The sequence below is a fragment of the Leptonema illini DSM 21528 genome, assembly GCF_000243335.1.
Lineage (GTDB): Bacteria > Spirochaetota > Leptospiria > Leptospirales > Leptonemataceae > Leptonema > Leptonema illini.
In genome coordinates, this window is the sequence record NZ_JH597773.1 from 1,149,531 (window position 1) to 1,165,321 (window position 15,791).

At 54.3% G+C, this 15,791-nt stretch carries 16 protein-coding genes and 2 tRNA genes; 12 read left to right on the plus strand and 6 right to left on the minus strand.

Features of this window, described 5'->3' with window-relative positions; genetic code table 11:
* Nucleotides 1–383: 383 nt before the first annotated feature.
* The gene (locus LEPIL_RS05245; RefSeq protein WP_002770670.1) at nucleotides 384–1,445 is read right to left on the minus strand and encodes a sensor domain-containing diguanylate cyclase; all 1,062 of its coding nucleotides are present in this window, start codon (nucleotides 1,443–1,445) and stop codon (nucleotides 384–386) included.
* Between the two features lie 146 nt (nucleotides 1,446–1,591).
* Between LEPIL_RS05245 and LEPIL_RS05250 the strand changes: the two genes are divergently transcribed.
* The 3 genes from LEPIL_RS05250 to LEPIL_RS05260 all read left to right on the plus strand — a co-directional run bounded on the left by LEPIL_RS05250 (nucleotide 1,592) and on the right by LEPIL_RS05260 (nucleotide 2,690).
* Nucleotides 1,592–1,667, plus strand: a tRNA-Met gene (locus LEPIL_RS05250).
* A gap of 10 nt (nucleotides 1,668–1,677) precedes the next feature.
* A tRNA-Met gene (locus LEPIL_RS05255) sits at nucleotides 1,678–1,751 on the plus strand.
* Nucleotides 1,752–1,793: 42 nt separating this feature from the next.
* On the plus strand, nucleotides 1,794–2,690 hold the full coding sequence (locus LEPIL_RS05260; protein ID WP_002770672.1) for a hypothetical protein: 897 nt from the start codon (nucleotides 1,794–1,796) through the stop codon (nucleotides 2,688–2,690).
* Here the strand turns inward: LEPIL_RS05260 and LEPIL_RS05265 are convergent.
* Nucleotides 2,668–3,294, minus strand: coding sequence for an inorganic diphosphatase (locus LEPIL_RS05265; RefSeq protein ID WP_002770674.1), 627 nt, complete (start codon nucleotides 3,292–3,294; stop codon nucleotides 2,668–2,670). The two genes, LEPIL_RS05260 and LEPIL_RS05265, sit on opposite strands and share 23 nt — an antisense overlap.
* 152 nt (nucleotides 3,295–3,446) lie before the next feature.
* Between LEPIL_RS05265 and LEPIL_RS05270 the strand changes: the two genes are divergently transcribed.
* Nucleotides 3,447–5,132, plus strand: coding sequence for a DUF1554 domain-containing protein (locus LEPIL_RS05270; protein WP_002770676.1), 1,686 nt, complete (start codon nucleotides 3,447–3,449; stop codon nucleotides 5,130–5,132).
* A 129-nt stretch (nucleotides 5,133–5,261) separates the two neighbouring features.
* On the plus strand, nucleotides 5,262–6,920 hold the full coding sequence (locus LEPIL_RS05275; RefSeq protein WP_002770678.1) for a DUF1554 domain-containing protein: 1,659 nt from the start codon (nucleotides 5,262–5,264) through the stop codon (nucleotides 6,918–6,920).
* Between the two features lie 78 nt (nucleotides 6,921–6,998).
* On the opposite strand, the gene fliH is transcribed toward LEPIL_RS05275, so the two are convergent.
* Entirely contained in the window at nucleotides 6,999–7,928 is a 930-nt protein-coding gene (gene fliH / locus LEPIL_RS05280; RefSeq protein WP_002770680.1) for a flagellar assembly protein FliH, read from the minus strand.
* Nucleotides 7,929–8,110: 182 nt separating this feature from the next.
* Here fliH and dcd point away from each other — a divergent pair, with 182 nt between their 5' ends.
* From dcd to LEPIL_RS05315, 7 genes are all read left to right on the plus strand, one after another.
* On the plus strand, nucleotides 8,111–8,629 hold the full coding sequence (gene dcd, locus LEPIL_RS05285) for a dCTP deaminase (RefSeq protein WP_002770682.1): 519 nt from the start codon (nucleotides 8,111–8,113) through the stop codon (nucleotides 8,627–8,629).
* Entirely contained in the window at nucleotides 8,626–9,036 is a 411-nt protein-coding gene (locus LEPIL_RS05290; protein ID WP_002770684.1) for a hypothetical protein, read from the plus strand. Before dcd ends, LEPIL_RS05290 begins: the two co-directional genes overlap by 4 nt.
* A complete protein-coding gene (gene epsC, locus LEPIL_RS05295; protein ID WP_002770686.1) occupies nucleotides 9,033–9,665 on the plus strand; it encodes a serine O-acetyltransferase EpsC in 633 nt (210 codons plus the stop codon). Before LEPIL_RS05290 ends, epsC begins: the two co-directional genes overlap by 4 nt.
* Before the next feature lie 46 nt (nucleotides 9,666–9,711).
* Nucleotides 9,712–10,416, plus strand: a complete 705-nt coding sequence (locus tag LEPIL_RS05300) for a UvrB/UvrC motif-containing protein (RefSeq protein WP_002770688.1) — start codon at nucleotides 9,712–9,714, stop codon at nucleotides 10,414–10,416.
* Nucleotides 10,413–11,855, plus strand: a complete 1,443-nt coding sequence (locus LEPIL_RS05305; RefSeq protein ID WP_002770689.1) for an aldo/keto reductase — start codon at nucleotides 10,413–10,415, stop codon at nucleotides 11,853–11,855. Before LEPIL_RS05300 ends, LEPIL_RS05305 begins: the two co-directional genes overlap by 4 nt.
* Before the next feature lie 9 nt (nucleotides 11,856–11,864).
* Nucleotides 11,865–12,086, plus strand: a complete 222-nt coding sequence (locus LEPIL_RS05310; RefSeq protein WP_002770690.1) for a tetratricopeptide repeat protein — start codon at nucleotides 11,865–11,867, stop codon at nucleotides 12,084–12,086.
* An 82-nt stretch (nucleotides 12,087–12,168) separates the two neighbouring features.
* The gene (locus LEPIL_RS05315; protein ID WP_002770691.1) at nucleotides 12,169–12,558 is read left to right on the plus strand and encodes a bactofilin family protein; all 390 of its coding nucleotides are present in this window, start codon (nucleotides 12,169–12,171) and stop codon (nucleotides 12,556–12,558) included.
* Here LEPIL_RS05315 and LEPIL_RS05320 read toward each other — a convergent pair.
* From LEPIL_RS05320 to LEPIL_RS05330, 3 genes are all read right to left on the minus strand, one after another.
* Nucleotides 12,525–13,676 carry a glycosyltransferase family 4 protein gene (locus LEPIL_RS05320; protein ID WP_002770692.1) on the minus strand — a complete coding sequence of 384 codons (1,152 nt, stop codon included), beginning with the start codon at nucleotides 13,674–13,676 and terminating at the stop codon, nucleotides 12,525–12,527. The two genes, LEPIL_RS05315 and LEPIL_RS05320, sit on opposite strands and share 34 nt — an antisense overlap.
* Nucleotides 13,673–13,900 carry an RNA chaperone Hfq gene (locus LEPIL_RS05325; RefSeq protein ID WP_002770693.1) on the minus strand — a complete coding sequence of 76 codons (228 nt, stop codon included), beginning with the start codon at nucleotides 13,898–13,900 and terminating at the stop codon, nucleotides 13,673–13,675. Before LEPIL_RS05325 ends, LEPIL_RS05320 begins: the two co-directional genes overlap by 4 nt.
* A 98-nt stretch (nucleotides 13,901–13,998) precedes the next feature.
* Complete coding sequence (locus LEPIL_RS05330; RefSeq protein WP_002770694.1) at nucleotides 13,999–15,774, minus strand: hypothetical protein; 1,776 nt, start codon at nucleotides 15,772–15,774, stop codon at nucleotides 13,999–14,001.
* Between the last annotated feature and the right edge of the window lie 17 nt (nucleotides 15,775–15,791).

The window sequence follows — 15,791 nt, forward strand, 5'->3', positions numbered from 1 at the left end:
ATCCGTCTTCGATTCGCGAGGCATTCTGAGAAGAGCCCGCAATATTAAAAGCCGAAAAAAACCTGTCAGGGCTTTTCTCGGCCGTTGCCGGTTCGGTCATTTCGACCTCTCAGTCTACAGTATGGTTGCAAACTTATTCAGACCTTTCGGTCTTGTTGAATTCGCTGCCATCGATCCCGCATCACACCTTACGCTGGTTATGCAGTCATCCTGCGAGTTTCAACGTTGTAACTGAGACGACAAAATGATAAACATTTTTTAGTAGATACAACCATCCCGGCGGGGGGTATGTGTCAACTCAAAAACCCCTTCAGGATTTCTACTTGAAAACGATAAAGGAATGCAATTTAATTACGAATGTAATACTGAATTGGATTCAGCTTTTATACGGAACGCAGTGAATCGTCAAAGAGGATAACGCGATTGCGTCCGCTATTCTTGCATGCATACAGTGCGCGATCGGCCCGCTCAATCATCGCCTTGCTTGTGCGCGCATCCTGCTCGGGATCAAACAGCGATACGCCTGCCGATACCGTCACCCTCAGCTGCTTTCCTTCATGATGAAGGACCATCTCTTCGACGCTTGTGCGAAAAGCCTCGGCGATCTCCATCGCCTTTGCGGCGTCGGCGCCGGGCAGAATCATGCAGAATTCTTCGCCACCATAGCGCGCCGCCGTATCCGAAGGCCGGGCCTGCTGCATGAGCACGCGAGCCACAGCACGCAATACCTCGTCCCCTGCTTGATGTCCGTAGGTATCATTGAAGACCTTAAAACGGTCAACATCGGTCAGAACGAAGGCAAGCGGTGTTTTGCGCCTGAGCGCCTTCTCCCTCTCCTCACGAAGACGGCTCTGCAGATAGGCGTGGTTTTTCAGGCCCGTCATCATATCGACCGTTGCGCGCTCATAGAGTCGCGCATTGTCGACGGCGATGCCGCCCAATGAGGCGAGATCGACGAGAAAGCTCTTCTCGCCTTCAAGGTAGACGCCTCCGACCGCCTTCTCGCCGAGCACGATGACTCCGATAATCTTTCCTTTGGCCCGCATGGGCACGACAAGCTCCGCCCCCATCTCGCGTAGGATCTCTTTAGAGGGACAGTCGGGAAAAGACTGCTCCACCTCCTCAAAGGTAAGGGCCCGGTTCTTTTCTTCGAAAAAGTGAATCAGCGGCGAATCAAGAGGAATGCTGAAGTCGGATTCGGGCCGGTTCAGCTCGAAGCCCTTTGTGTCACCTATAAGGAAAAGATACTCCGCATCCATGTCGGGGGTCAGGAAAAGGGCGGCCTGAAGGGTCTGCACCTGCGCAAGGCAGATATCAAGAACGGCGTTGATCAGGTACTGATAGTCCAGCGTCGAATTGAGGGCGCGAGAGATCTCAATCAGCTGTCGCTGATCATAGATCTTTTTCTCGTACTGCTGGAATTCGTCAGGAATACTGAATGACATGACCCGATTCTCAATACTGCTCTCATTTTCGGATCAGAGATCAAAAAAACATAGCAGCAAGCGACCGTAAAGCGGCGACGGCAGAAGTTCAACTCTTTTTTGCCTTGACGGCCAGAGCCTTTTCGCATTTCTGGACAGCAAGAGACCGCGCGGTAGAGCAGTTGGCAGCTCGTTGGGCTCATAACCCAAAGGTCGCAGGTTCAAATCCTGCCCGCGCTACCACTCTTGAAAAGGCGAAGTAGCTCAGTCGGTTAGAGCAGTGGAATCATAATCCACGTGTCCGGGGTTCGAATCCCTGCTTCGCTAATCTTTCAAAGGAGTTCTTTTCTGAGTCTCCTTGTCGCAGGCGTGCTTCTCACGCTTCTTTTGATACTGCCCCGGGCGCTGCTCTCGCTTCTGCCTCGCCTCCTGCCAGTTCAGATTCGAATGAAAGGCCCGGGATTTCTTTCCCCCTTCTATTTTTCGGCCCGCGATGTTTCTTTTTCTTATAGAGGAGAAGGCACCGATCATTTTCTGCTTCAGTGCTCCTCTCTGCGTTTTCGCATCTCTCTAACCCAGCTGCTATTATTTCGCCTCCGCTTTCGCTCGTTCTCTCTCGTTGAGCCCTACCTTGAATACGAGAATCATGTGGAATCGTTTCGCAAGACCCGGCTCCTGCCGGCACGGCGGCGCATCCAGATCGACTCTTTACGCATTGAGATGGGTGAAGTCTTTGTCGTCGACTATACGCTTCCGGGCCCCTACCGCTTACGTATCCGGAACATCAATGTAGAAGGAGGAGTCGTCGATCTCGCCACAAGCGCCGCCCTTTTGCTTCAAATTCGACGTGGCCGTGCGGAGCTCGGCCGCGGCATAATCCTCGCCCACCGGACGAAAGAAACGGGTACCTTGCTTTTGAAAAACGTGGACTGGAACTCCGTCATTGGGATGGAGCACATCCCCTTTCTGCCCGGCACGGCCTTCTCGCTTTTTGTAAAGCACCGGGTAGTATCAGATGCCCTTGTACTTGTACACGGAAGCCTGCATCTGCTCGGCAGTCGTCCCGGCATGGAAGCTGAAACAAATTCAGGCATTCCCTTTGCGTTTCAGATACGATGGGATGATTACCGCATGACGATGGACCTTGGAATTCAGAAGCTTGTCGATCAGATCCTCGCCCATGCAAAGCCCGGACTGATCGAGGCCGGGCTGCTTTTTGTGGGTAAAGAGATCTTCGACCGCTTCAAGAAGAGCGCGGAGGGATAGACTGTTTTTCCCCCACGGATTGCTGCAAGAAGGTCTCACGATAGAGCACGATAGCCTTTAGCAGCACATCTTCAGCTTCTTCTTTGCCCGAGAACTTCTCGACGCTTACCTTTCGGTCGGCCTTTTCAAGCTTCTTATAGTCAAGGAAGAAGGTTTCGAGCTCGCGGACTCGATGTGGCGGTAGCTGGCCGATATCTTCGTAGTGATTGTACTCGGGGTCGTCGAGATGGATGGCGATGATCTTGTCGTCCTGCTCCTGATTGTCGATCATCGTCATCACGCCGATAGCACGACAACGCATGAGAATACCGGGATAGACGGGCTCCTGCCCGAGCACAAGAATATCGAGCGGGTCATTGTCGTCGCAATAGGTACGTGGAATAAAGCCATAGTTCGCCGGATAGTGAATGGACGAATGCAGGACGCGGTCGACCATCATCAGGCCGCTTGGTTTATGCATCTCGTATTTATATTTCGAGGTTTTGGGGATTTCAATGACTCCGAAGAAGCCTTCCATGGCGCCGATATCGATGGTATGCCACGGCGTAAAGGGAAGGAAGTCCGGCGTTTCCCAGGGAGTGAGGGAGGAAGTGAGAGATTCCATCCCACCGGCTTTGCCGGACTGCTCACCATGTCAATGGGAATAACGATGCAGTGAAGTCCGGGAGGAGCGTTTGTCTGAACCGGCCTCGCGCAAATCGGTGAGAAGTTTGGAAAAAACCGCCTCCTGTTTGTCTATAATAAAGCGAAAAGGCAATGAAACGCAACACTATCATCTTCATCGCGCTGCCCATATTGCTGAGTAGCTGCCTGGGCCGATTGGACGACATCTCCGTTGATCCGAGCGTGCTGCTGCAGAGTATGCTTTCGGCCGGTGCACAATCGCCTGCGCCTGCCGGTTTCACGGTGGGCGGACAGATCTATGGCGATACTCCGAGTGGGCTCGATTTGAGCCTCTCGGGCGGCACCGGCTGTGGTGGAGTACAGAATCTGTCGCCGGCGGCAACGGGCATTTATCAATTTGTGGGGATTCCTGATGGCTGCATGGGTACCGGTATCACGATCACGACTCAGCCGACAGGCGTCTATTGCCAGATCTACAACAACACAGGCCTGAACGTTTCGGGCGCAAACGTCACGGGCGCCGATCTTTACTGCTTCTCGGTAGAAATGCCGGCAACGACTCAGACGACGATTGAAGGCAACAGCAATACGGCATCGATCAGGCTTTCGGCAAGCCCGGGCCCCGGCGGTATTACCGTGAATTTCACAAGCGGTTCCGGAGCCGTTACGACGACGGCCTCGCTCAGCTTCACGTCGGCTAACTTCAGCACATACCAGAACCTCACACTGACCGGTGCAGCCGACGGTAACCTTTCGCCAGAAACCGTTACCATCTCGGCAGACGTTGCAACGCATGCGATGGGCGGATTTGATACGACGACGCTTGATACGACGGCGACCGGCATGGCACGCTTTATCTATGTTACGAGCGGCACGCACAACGGTAACTTCGCAAGCGACGCAGCCCTGCCTGGCTCAAACTGGGTGCAGCGCGCCGATCACTACTGCAGCCTTAATGCGAACCGCCCTGCGTCGCTTGTCGGCACCGGTAACTACAGGGCCCTTTTAACGGGCGCCTCGACTCGCCGGAGCGACGCCGGAGCTCAACTGGACTGGCCGCTTCGGGCTGGTATTTCTTACTATGATCAGGATGGTACGACCCTTTTTGCAACTGCCGATGCGAGCAATCTATTTACCACGCCGGTGGCTAACCTTCTTCCCGGGGGCGGGGATTACTGGACCGGCGTCGGCTCTGCGCCTTCCTGGACAACCGGATCTCATTGTGCATCGTGGACGGTGGGAACGACTCTACAGACCGGACACTTCGGTCAGGGTGTTACAAACGACGCTTCGCTTTTTGCTTTCAGCAATTTCAACTGCGATCAACTGAAAAGCCTGCTCTGCGTTCAGGATATCAGAGACAACGGCGACGGGACGGCCTCTTCCGTTCATCAAAACCTGACATGGATGCGTTGCAGCATGGGACAGACCTATGATCCGGCGACGAACGGCTGTACCGGAGCTGCAGGAACATATCAGTACTGCGCTACCGGCGATGATAGTTGCAACGGAGGGACATCTCCGGGTTTACTGGACGGTTTCGGGCCAAGTCCGATGTTTACGGCCTGCGCTTCTTCGACGCTTGCCGGCCGTAGCTGGCGAGTTCCGACGCTGGCCGAGTTGAGCGAGCTTGCAAGAAGCTATCGCGCATCTCCCGACATATTGCCCGATATTATGACAAGCTACTACTATGCCACCACCTACGCCGCCAATCCGACAAACTATTACGGCATCTGGTTTAATCCCTCTGTCACCAACGGGTTTCTCGTTAAGGATTCCCCTGTTGCTTTTCTCCTCTGCGTATCGGATGGCATGTAGCGGGATCAGAATTCTCAACAGACAATCACTTCTGCTTCAGGCGGCGCATTCGAGCGGGCAAGCCCCGTCTGCCTGTTTTTTTTTTGAAAATTCCTTGCATTTAATCACGAATAGCGTCTCATTCAATATATGAGAACGGCATGGCTTTCCATCATCGCCCTGCTCACTCAATCCTGCTTGCAATCGATTGAGGAGGTTGATGTTGATCCGATGGCTCTTCTGCAGGGGCTGTTCTCGAATCCCGCGTCTGCGACGACTGCATCGGGCTTTGCCGTCGGAGGTCAGATCTACGGCGACATACCGACCGGACTGCAACTTGATTTCTCGGGAACGGATTGCGGGGCGCCGCAGACGATCTCACCGTCGACTACAGGCTCATACCAGTTTAACGGCGTGCCCGATGGATGTACGGCGGCCGATGTGCTCATCTCACTCCAACCGACCGCAAGTTACTGCTCTATTTACAACAATACCGGGCGAGCCGTTTCGGGGGCGAGCATCAGCGATATCGATCTGTACTGCTTCGCCGTAGAGATGCCGGCCGGGCCGCTCATCGTTTACGAGAATGCTCCCGTCACCATCGACATCCGTCTGAGTGCAAGCCCCGGGCTCAATCCCGTTACCGTCAGTTTTGCCAGTTCAAACGTCGGCATCACGACGACGGCCTCGCTTATTTTTACCGCAGCGAACTACGGCACATACCAGCAGATAACGATCAACAATCCGGCCGATGCGAATCTTCTGGCCGAAAGCGCTACGATCACATCATCCGTCGCGGCGCATAACCTTACCGATGTGGACGTGAATTCTTTTGATACGACCGGAGGCTCGACGGCCCGATTTCTTTTCGTAACGTCGGGAACACATAACGGCAATTTCGCCGGCGACGGAGCGCTGACGGGATCTAACTGGATGCAGAAGGCGGATTGGTATTGCTCGCTTCCCGCGAACCGTCCTGCTTCGCTGACCGGGCCCGAGAACTACAGGGCGGTGCTCACAGACGGCTTGCTGCGCGTATCTCAGGTCGGCTCTCAACTCGCATGGCCCGTAAGAGACAGCGTCGCCTATTACGGGCACGATGGCACTCCTTTTGCAACCGCCAACACGGATAACGTCTTCACTTTTCCAGTCTCGAACCCAATCCCGGGCGGAGGGAACTACTGGACAGGCATAAATACAGTGGCGACATGGAATTCCACCGATAACTGCAACAGCTGGGCCAGCGGGTCCATCGCCTTCAACGGCTCCTACGGCATCGGAACGTTCACGAATAGCTCCCTGATCAACCAGGGCTCGCAGTCCTGCGATCAATTGAAAAGTCTACTCTGCGCCCAGGATTTGCGCGACAGCGGAGATGGAACGATCTCGTCGGCGCATCAGAACCTTCTCTGGCAAAAGTGCGAAAGCGGGCAGACCTGGAGCGGATCATGCACCGGAGCGGTATCCTTCTACGCGTACTGTAGTTCGGCTAACGATACCTGCAACGGCGGCTCCACGCCGGGCTCGCTCGACGGGTTCGGAGCAAGCCCCGCTTACAACTACTGCAACTCTCTTGGTCTTGCCGGACGAAGCTGGCGCGTTCCGACGCGTGCGGAGCTTCAGGAACTCTTCCGGGCCACGCGTCAGGATTCATCGCTGCTTCCAGGCCTTGTGACAGTGCAGTATTATCTGAGTACGGAATCGCATTCGATCGATCGAGCGTATGCCATTCTCTTTTCGGGCGGCACAGAAGGGAATCTGATGAAAAATTCCACGTTTCGCATCCGCTGCGTTTCAGACGGAATGTAGTTTCGGCCGGAATTACGGTCGATGCTTCAGGCTGCAGGGTCTTCTTGCAGGCCCTTACTCTTAATCCTTGTCCCAGTCTTACATCGGCTCGGCGTTGCGGATGGCCTCTTCGATCTCTTTAAGCTGCGTCGAGATGCGGGCGTCGATCGAACCGACGTCCGTTTCGATGATACAGCCGCCGCGGTCGACGCGAGAGTCTTCGTAGATGTTGACCTTGCGCAGCGATTCCATCATCTTGATCAGCTCATCTTTATGAGCCGTCGTCAATTCGAGGTCGGCGAAGTTCACGCGGATATTAACGCGATCGCGATCCTTAATACGACGCAGAGCTTCGCGGATGTTATTGAGAACGACCTCTTTACGTTCGACGACCTCGTCTTTGATCACCTTGCGGGCGACCATGAGAATCATATCGACCATCTGTTTTTCTGAGGCGGCGATGATCTCTTCGCGAACGTCGATGGCCTGACCGACGATCATACCGAGTCGGTCGATGAGGCGGCGCACCTCGCTCTGCCCTTTCTTGAAGCCGACCTCGCGACCGGCATCATACCCTTTCTGGTAGGCCTCGTGTTCGATCTCGGCGACGCGCATCTCGGCCTCTTTGACCATGCGCTCCACTTCCATCTTCGAGCGTTCGATGATCTGCTCGGCGTCCTGGCGGGCCTTTTCCAGATCCTTCTTCGCCCGCTCATGGGCGTCCTGATTTAACTGAAAGGCTACGGTTTTGCCCTGCTCCTCGATGGTACGGGCCTTTTCATGCGCCTCTTCAAGCGTCCGTCGGATCTCTTCTTCGGTTTCTTTGCGGTAGCGCTCGAGCTCGGCCTCGATCTCTTCGATGGTGGGGCCGTGATACTGTTCGACGACATTTCCTTCGGAGTCGATCTCGTATTCATCCACCTCTTCGATGCCCTGAAACTTCTTATAGCGGTCGGGGATCTGCAGGGTCATCTTTTCCTGCACACGGGAGATGTGACCGGGCTTGAATACGAGTCGATTTGTGGCCATATCGTTATTGATTATCGGCAGATCGGCGAATCAGGGTCAATCAAATTCGGGTAATCATGTAAAGACGACAGAAAGCAGCGCCGCTCGGGCGAAGGGTATGCCTGCGGGCCACAGGTTCTTCTTTTTTTCCTTTTCAGGCGCAGCTGGCAAAAAAAAGCTCTCCAGAGTCCGATGTATTAGCTATGATTCTGTCCGGTAAAGAAATAGAGAGACGTCTTGGCAGCGATATCCTGATCGACCCCTACGATCCGGAGTGCCTGAACCCGAACTCGTATAACCTGCGCTTGAACGACGAGATGCTCGTTTATCGCAATCACGAGCTCGATATGAAAGTGCCAAACGACACCGAGCAACTGCGAATCCCCCCGGAAGGGCTGTTGCTCCAGCCCGGCAGACTGTATCTGGGAAGAACGGTGGAGTATACGGAAACCCGCAATCTGGTTCCGATGCTTGAAGGCCGCTCTTCGATCGGCCGCCTTGGTCTTTTCGTGCACGTAACTGCCGGTTTCGGCGATGTCGGGTTCTGCGGCTACTGGACGCTTGAGATCTCATGCATCCAGCCCGTTCGCATATATCCTTTCATTGAGATCTGTCAGATCTTCTATCATACGATCGAAGGCGAGTTCGTAGAATACCGCAGCGGCAAATACCAGAAGAACACGGGGATTCAGCCAAGTCTGATCTACAGGGAGTTCCAATGACACGCCGCATCTATAAATCTCGCTTTGCCTTCTACATTTTCTGGATCGCACTGCCTTTCTTACTCGGCGGGCTTTTGCTTGCCTTTTATCCGGGCCCGGTTCTGCCGTATCTGGCGCCGGGCAATAGCGGAGAGTTCTCGGGTGCGCTGCGCCTGGCCACGCGCATCAGTGGAACGCTCTTTCTTTACACCGGCCTGACGATGCTTTTCATGCGCCGCGAGCCCGATCGCAACCGGGAGCTGGCCTTCTGGCAGTCGATCTTCTGTGTCGGGCTGGCGGGGCTTTTTGGCAGCTCTCCCTGGCTTTTTGGCATGAGCTACTGGGCTCTACCGATCGCTTTTTATCTGCTCGTTTCGGGCCTTTTCCTTTTCACTTTCGCGTCCCGGAACCTACTTGTACGAGAATGAGCCTTGCCATTGTTGATGATATAAAGGCGGTGCGGCGGAACGACCCCGCTGCCCGCGGCCTTGAGATTTTGCTTTATCCGACGCTGCATGCGATGCTCTTTCATCGCTTCATCTGCCATCCGCTTTACCGAATCCACTTCTTCTTTCTGGCACGCTTCTTTTCGCAACTCAGCCGCTTTTTCACGGGGCTTGAGATCCATCCCGGAGCGAAGATCGGAGCGGGCTTTTTCTGCGATCACGGCATGGGCGTTGTGATCGGCGAAACGGCCGAGATCGGCAAAAACTGCGTGATGTTTCATGGCGTGACGCTGGGCGGCACCGGAAAGCATAACCGCAAACGGCATCCGACCGTCGGCGATGATTGCTTCATCGGAACGCACAGCACGCTACTCGGGCCCATCCGCATCGGCAACGGCGTGAAAATCGGAGCGGAAAGCGTTATCGTCAACAGAGACGTGCCCGATCAGTGCACCGTTGTGGGCGCACCTGCGATGATCGTAAAGCGCGGGCCGCGCAAGGTTCACCCGCCTGAGCCGCTCCCTTTTTCTGGCTACCGCCTCGAAGAGGTAAAGCAGGAACTCGGCGGAGGGCTCGATCTGGGCTACGTCTCAGACGGCGGCGGCATCTGACCTGAATTCCACTTGACCGTCCCTTTCTTTTCGTTAAATTCACCCCATGCAGCCATTTGTCCGGGGGAATCAGAATGCTCCAAGCGGAGTTCTGGTCGCCTTCGCCGAGGTCCGCGGGAGGAATCCCATTGACCCGGAAGGCAAGATCCTGGCCGTTCATATCTCTGTGAGCGCCCTCTCTGCCCATATGAGCCATTATCCCGTTGTCGTTTTTCCGCCCACGTCGTTTCGCGACCGCACGCATCTGGATCGCGTCCTTGACTTCATGGATAATGTCGACGTCATCGAGCTTGATCCGTTTCAGCTGCCCGATGACACCGAAGAAGAAGACTATTTTCAGGTGCGCATGGACGAGCTGAATCGCATCGTGCAGGACTATGTCGATCTCTTCCAGAAGCGATATATTGCGATGGCGCAGGAGCAGGGAATCGAGTTTCTCAACTTTGATCTCGATATGGACCTTCCCGAAGAGGACGATCGACCGCTTGATCTGCGTTCGAGCCTCAACCAGCTTGAGAATCTGCTGCAGAAAAAGGCCGATATCGACCAGTATAAGTCCGTCATCCGCTATATTCGCTCTCATCATCCGGAGCTTGATGTCTGGAATTTCGAGCAGCTTGTACGTAGCTCCAAACATGAGATCGCAGAGCTGTATATTAAGAAGTTCCGGGCCATCGCCGAAGAGCGTTACGAAGCGGCCGCCTTTTATCAGAATCGCATTCTCGACGCCGAGCCCGGTCGCAACGCATGATGCCCGGAGGGGCGAGCCGCGAAGGGACAGAGCGCTACTTTGAACGGCTGAAACGCAGCTTTCCGAACTACCACGATACATCCTGGTTCCTGACGCCGGCTCTTCTGCCGTTTCGCGTATCTCGCATCGGCATAGGAACTTACAGGGCCCACCGCGATCGTACGGAACATCATGAAGCGTTACGCGAGGCCTTTATCTCGGGCATCAACATCGTCGATACCGCCGCGAATCATTCAGATGGAGCGGCCGAGGTGCTTGTCGGCAATGTGATACGCGATCTTATCGAATCGAAGCGATTGTTTCGCGACGAAGTCGTCGTCGTCGAGCGAGCCGGCTTCATAGAGGATTCTGCGCTACAGCTTCTTCGCGGCCGTATGCCTGCCGATACGGTTGCCCTTTCGCCGACGCTTGCCCATTGCATTCATCCCGATTTTCTCTCGATGCAAATCGAATGGTCGCTACAGAGGCTCGGCCTTCAGACCATTGATCTCTTTCTACTCCAGAATCCTGAGATACAGCGCGACTCAGAAAAGGATGGTAGTTTCTTCGATCGGATTCAGAAATCCCTCGCCCGTCTCGAAGAAGAACGCAGCCGCGGTCGCATTCAGTTTTATGGCATCAGCTCGAATCTGCTCCCATCTGCCGAAGGCATAGCGATGCTGGAGCGTATTCTGAAATTCGCTCCGCCGGGTTTTCGCGCCATACAGCTGCCGGCCAATCTGCTTGAAACGGGGTACCGCCCGGTGGCAGCTCTTGCGCGTAAGAAGGGAATCTTTACGATGGGTTGTCGTCCCTTAAATAGCTTGCATGACGGTCGCGTGGTTCGCCTGGCCCGGCTGATCGATCCACCTCCTCACGGAGAAGAAAATCCCGAAGCCCGGCAGATGCGTATCGAAGATGAGCTGCTCTCCCTTGAAGAGCGCATGCTACGGATCATCAATGAAAAAGAGCATCGACTGACGTTCGATGCAAGAGTTCCGTCCGTTTACCGCACCCTGCTGCATTACCGCCAGAAGATCAACGACCTCGAAACCATTCTGCCGATGATCGACGCCCTTGCCGTTCCTTTTCAGCGCACCGTCTCATCGTTGAAGGCAGGGCTGGAACGCAGTTCTGACGCAGAAACAGGTCGGCTGCTTTTTGAACGGTATATGCGGCTTGTGCATACGGCGCTTGGTTTCCTGCTTCCTTATGCCACTTACAAAAATCATCTTGCTTTAGAAAGACTCGAACAGTCGCTTCAGGAGGCCACACACACCGAGCTTCCTCTTGCAGGGCTGGCCGTTCAGGCTGCTCTTGCCGACGGTATGGATATTGTCTTTGTGGGGATGCGTCGGGCCCGCGCTGTGCGACAGATGTGCGATCTTTTCAGCCTGAATGCCTTCCAGAAAATTCCCGAAATCCAGGAAAGTTTGTTGCCCGAAGCATTCGGTGAGTAGAATTCAGACATGTTCACCGAGCAGGACAAAAAGCTCCTCGAAACCTACAACGCAGCCCTCTCTCTTTACAAGCAGAGAAAGTGGGATGATGCCATTACCGGCTTCAAGAAAGCGCTGGAAATCCACCCGGATGACGGCCCGTCAAAGCTCTACCTCGAACGATCCGAGGCCTACAAGGCAAATCCGCCCGGCGACGACTGGGATGGGGTTTTTGTCATGAAGACGAAGTAAGGCCGAACCTCTCGCCGGGTTTTCCGGACGATCGTAAAAAACCTTGCTCCGTTACCGCGCTGAAAAAACCTGTGGCTGACCTATGGCAAAGAAACCCTTAGCCCCCCTTATCACCGAAGAAGGATCGGTGGCCACGATCTTCGAAAAAGGAACCCATTTCCAGGGCATCCTCGAATTCGAAAGACCGCTACAGATCAACGGAGAGTTCGAGGGCGAAATCCGTTCCAGCGGAGTTCTCGTCATCGGCGAGGGAGCCCGGGTGAAGGCCAACATCCGCTGTAGCACCGTCATCGTCGGCGGCACGGTCATCGGTAACATCGAGGCTCTCAAGCGCATAGAGATGCTCGGTACGGGCAAGATCGTCGGTAACATCCGAACCGCACGCCTTCAGATTGCCGAAGGCGTCGTTTTTGACGGGAATTGCGAGATGATCGATCCTCAGGAGGCGAGCTCTTTAAAGGCCGCTCTGTAGATCTCTGCCGTTTCTTTCCACGACCATGCAGCGACGTCGAAGTCGACGTCTTTCAAAGATCCGCTTCGATGCCTTTCCACCTGTTGCTTCAGAGCAAGGGCCCAGGCATCGACATCGCCTGCCGGCAGATACCTGGCCTTTTCGCCGGCGATTTCATGAAAGCAATCGAGATCTGAAACGAGCGCCGTTTTGCCGAAGCTCAATGCCTCAAGAAGCGTGATACCAAAGCCCTCGTATAACGATGGCAGACAGAAGAATGAGGCATCTTCGTAAAGGGCCGTCAGCTGATCGTCTCGCAGTCCTTCGAGCACAAAGACCGAACCCGTTTCCTGTTGGATCTGATCAAGGCGCGAGAAGAACTCTTTTGACTCCCAGCCGCGACGGCCGGCAAGCACGAGACTGTAAGGTTTCTCAGCCTCGCTTCGATGATATTTCAAATAAGCCTCAAGCAGCAGGCCAAAGTTCTTTCGCGGCTCGATCGTCGAAACCGAAAGGATGTACGGTCCCTGGATGCTGATAGGCAGAGCGTTTGCGGTTTTCTTCTCGGCTTTGCGGTCGTTCTTGCGGTCACGCAGTCGGCTTTCCACTCCGGGATAACCCACCTTCAATCGTGTGGAGTCGACTCCGAAAAACGATTGAATCTCTCGCATCGTCTGACGGGAGTTTGCGATAATGCAATCGGCAACGCGCACGCTGCGGCGTTGCAGCATCCTCTGTTGAATACGCGCCGCAAGCCGGATCGTGCCGGGAAATCTGTAGCTTACAAAGTCATGAAACGTAAGAACGACGGGAATTCTCGACGAAAGAAAGGCCGGAACGGTCTGTTGCGTTCCCCAGTAGATCGCAGGCTTCATGCGATGCAGGATCATCGGCAGTGAACTGTTATACCACAGCCCCGCTTTTTTCGAAAGAAGGCCGTGCGATTGATTCCAGATTACGTTGGATTGTTTGATAACGCTTTCAAAATCACGGTTCCAGTTATTCGGCGCAAAAAGGTGGAACTCGAACTCGCCGTCATCAAGGTGCTCGATGATGCGCGAGATCATTCGCGATACGCCGCTCACCGGATGCGTGAGCGGGCGGGCGTCTACGGCTATGGTAATCCTGTCAGAGCTCATCGCTTGCGCGCCGGCGGACGTGACGGCGAAAGTGAAGAAATGGCGTGTTTGTAAATGAGAACCTGTCCCTGTTCGGTTACGATAAAGACCGAATGGTTGTCATGGGCGATCACCTTGCCGCGGATCGGCACTCCGCTTTTAAGGAATATCTGGATTGCCATCGAGCGCTTCCTTGCCTTCTCGATAAGCTGATTCTGTTCGATTGCGCCGTACTGTTTGGGCATGTTTCCCTCTTTTTTTTGTTTTGCAGCCTTCCGGCCGCCGGCAAAGCTCCAGCTTGCCCGTTCCTGAAAGCACAGGAACTCAATAATAGGATTTCTTACTAACCTGACCCGTATTGCAATAATTTTTTCTCAAGCAGGCCGACTTCTGACTTCAATCTCGGCACGGAATTCAGCGTCTGCAACAGACTCGTATCCCTGTATATGTACAGGTAATTATAGAGACATCGTACCATATCGTCGAGGGCGTCGAGCACGGTTTTCTGGCTGAACCTCGAAGAATCCGCCACAACGGCATCGGACCACGGAAGAAAGCGCTGCTCGGCGCTGATCGCCTCAATGGGAATGGATCGCGTCCGCTGAACGGCTTCTTTCAGGTGACCGGTCGCCTCTTTTTCAAGCGTTTCACGATGAGCGACAAGAACGGTTCTCAATTTGCTCTGTAGCGATGAGAAGAGCTGGCAGCTTTTCATTGCCAGAGGCCGAAAACCCTGGCTTACCTGATCCTTCGCCTCTCCTTTCGTTGCCGCAAGATACATGGCAAAGGAAAGCGCAGTGTTCTTGAATTTCTTCAAGAATTCCGCCATATCCTGTTGTAGCTCGTTAAGCAGATCCAGCTCAGCCTTGAAAACGGCCGGGCGAAAAATGATAACTTCCGTAGGCGCACCCTGCTGATGCACGTGCACGCTTCCTGACAGTATCTGAATAAAGTTCACATCCACATCTTTCAAAAGTATGGAAAGCAGACGATGCGGCTCTGAAATCGAGGCCCGCAGATATTCCGCCGAGGTTCTCTGCTCGCTGGACGACCGCATGAGCACGTCACGGGCAATATCCTGAATAAAATCGACGTTCGCCTTACCCCGCTCATCGATCTTGAAATACGTCTCGCGAATATAGGCGATTTCAGCAATCGACCGCTTGCGAAATTCAATCTCGTTCTGTAGTCGATCCTGCCTCTGCTGGATCACCTGCTGTATCTTCTCGGGCGCCCTGTATCGGTCGGTTACCGGAGCGCCCACTTTAAGTTCGGTAATAAGCTCGGTCCAGTTAAACAGCCGCTTTCGATCGACGGCATAGAGAGAAAGAATACAATCAGACAGGCGAGGGCGACGGGTTTCAAAACCAAGCAAGCTCTCAATGCCCGCAAGCAGCTCGGAGCTGACGGCACCGTAGTCCTTATCGTCTTTCAAGAATTCGACAAAGTCGCCGCGAAAAAAATCGGCGAAGCCCTCGAATTGCAGAAGCTGCGCATACAGCACCTGCATCTTAATCGTCTGCGTCAGGATAGTACTTACGATTTCCTGTTTGCGAAAGAGCAGCTCCACTTTAAGGTACTCTTCGAAAAACTGATAGGCGGTGACGACAGAGTTATACTTCGCGGGAGGGAATCGCTCCCATCCCTTCTGGATAAAGAAGCGCATCGCCTTGAGCAGCTCGACGATCTGCTGTTCGTTCACAGCTGCAAAGCTGTGCTGCACCTGCGACGACAGATGTTGATTCAATCCAAAGAGGCCGGTGACGATCGTGCCGGTCTTTTCCCCCCATGCTGCAAGATCGCTCTTTCCGAAAATAAACGACAGGAATCCGCCTGAGTTAGCCGCCGGGGGCTTCGGACGATTTGCAATGGCCGACGGGCCCGTTCCGGTACCGCCGCCTCCACCGCGACGACTGCGTTGCACGGGCTCCGGTCGTGATGGTTTTCGGCTGCGTTCGAACTGTTCGTCTATTTCCTGTATCTTTCTGATGCGAACAAAGATGTCAGACACTCCCTGAATCGCAGCTTCGACCTTTTCCTGTAGCTCAGGGGGGCGAGACTTGCTGTAAAGCTCTCCGAACAGAACATGCGCTTTGGTTCTTGTAAGAGCGGGGTCCATTTTGATACAGGGAACTC

Coding starts and splice junctions, on each gene's coding strand:
- LEPIL_RS05245 (WP_002770670.1), bottom strand. CDS start 1,445: ATGTCATTCAGTATTCCTGACGAATTCCAGCAGTACGAGAAAAAGATC.
- LEPIL_RS05265 (WP_002770674.1), bottom strand. CDS start 3,294: ATGGAATCTCTCACTTCCTCCCTCACTCCCTGGGAAACGCCGGACTTC.
- LEPIL_RS05270 (WP_002770676.1), top strand. CDS start 3,447: ATGAAACGCAACACTATCATCTTCATCGCGCTGCCCATATTGCTGAGT.
- LEPIL_RS05275 (WP_002770678.1), top strand. CDS start 5,262: ATGAGAACGGCATGGCTTTCCATCATCGCCCTGCTCACTCAATCCTGC.
- fliH (WP_002770680.1), bottom strand. CDS start 7,928: ATGGCCACAAATCGACTCGTATTCAAGCCCGGTCACATCTCCCGTGTG.
- dcd (WP_002770682.1), top strand. CDS start 8,111: ATGATTCTGTCCGGTAAAGAAATAGAGAGACGTCTTGGCAGCGATATC.
- LEPIL_RS05290 (WP_002770684.1), top strand. CDS start 8,626: ATGACACGCCGCATCTATAAATCTCGCTTTGCCTTCTACATTTTCTGG.
- epsC (WP_002770686.1), top strand. CDS start 9,033: ATGAGCCTTGCCATTGTTGATGATATAAAGGCGGTGCGGCGGAACGAC.
- LEPIL_RS05300 (WP_002770688.1), top strand. CDS start 9,712: ATGCAGCCATTTGTCCGGGGGAATCAGAATGCTCCAAGCGGAGTTCTG.
- LEPIL_RS05305 (WP_002770689.1), top strand. CDS start 10,413: ATGATGCCCGGAGGGGCGAGCCGCGAAGGGACAGAGCGCTACTTTGAA.
- LEPIL_RS05310 (WP_002770690.1), top strand. CDS start 11,865: ATGTTCACCGAGCAGGACAAAAAGCTCCTCGAAACCTACAACGCAGCC.
- LEPIL_RS05315 (WP_002770691.1), top strand. CDS start 12,169: ATGGCAAAGAAACCCTTAGCCCCCCTTATCACCGAAGAAGGATCGGTG.
- LEPIL_RS05320 (WP_002770692.1), bottom strand. CDS start 13,676: ATGAGCTCTGACAGGATTACCATAGCCGTAGACGCCCGCCCGCTCACG.
- LEPIL_RS05325 (WP_002770693.1), bottom strand. CDS start 13,900: ATGCCCAAACAGTACGGCGCAATCGAACAGAATCAGCTTATCGAGAAG.
- LEPIL_RS05330 (WP_002770694.1), bottom strand. CDS start 15,774: ATGGACCCCGCTCTTACAAGAACCAAAGCGCATGTTCTGTTCGGAGAG.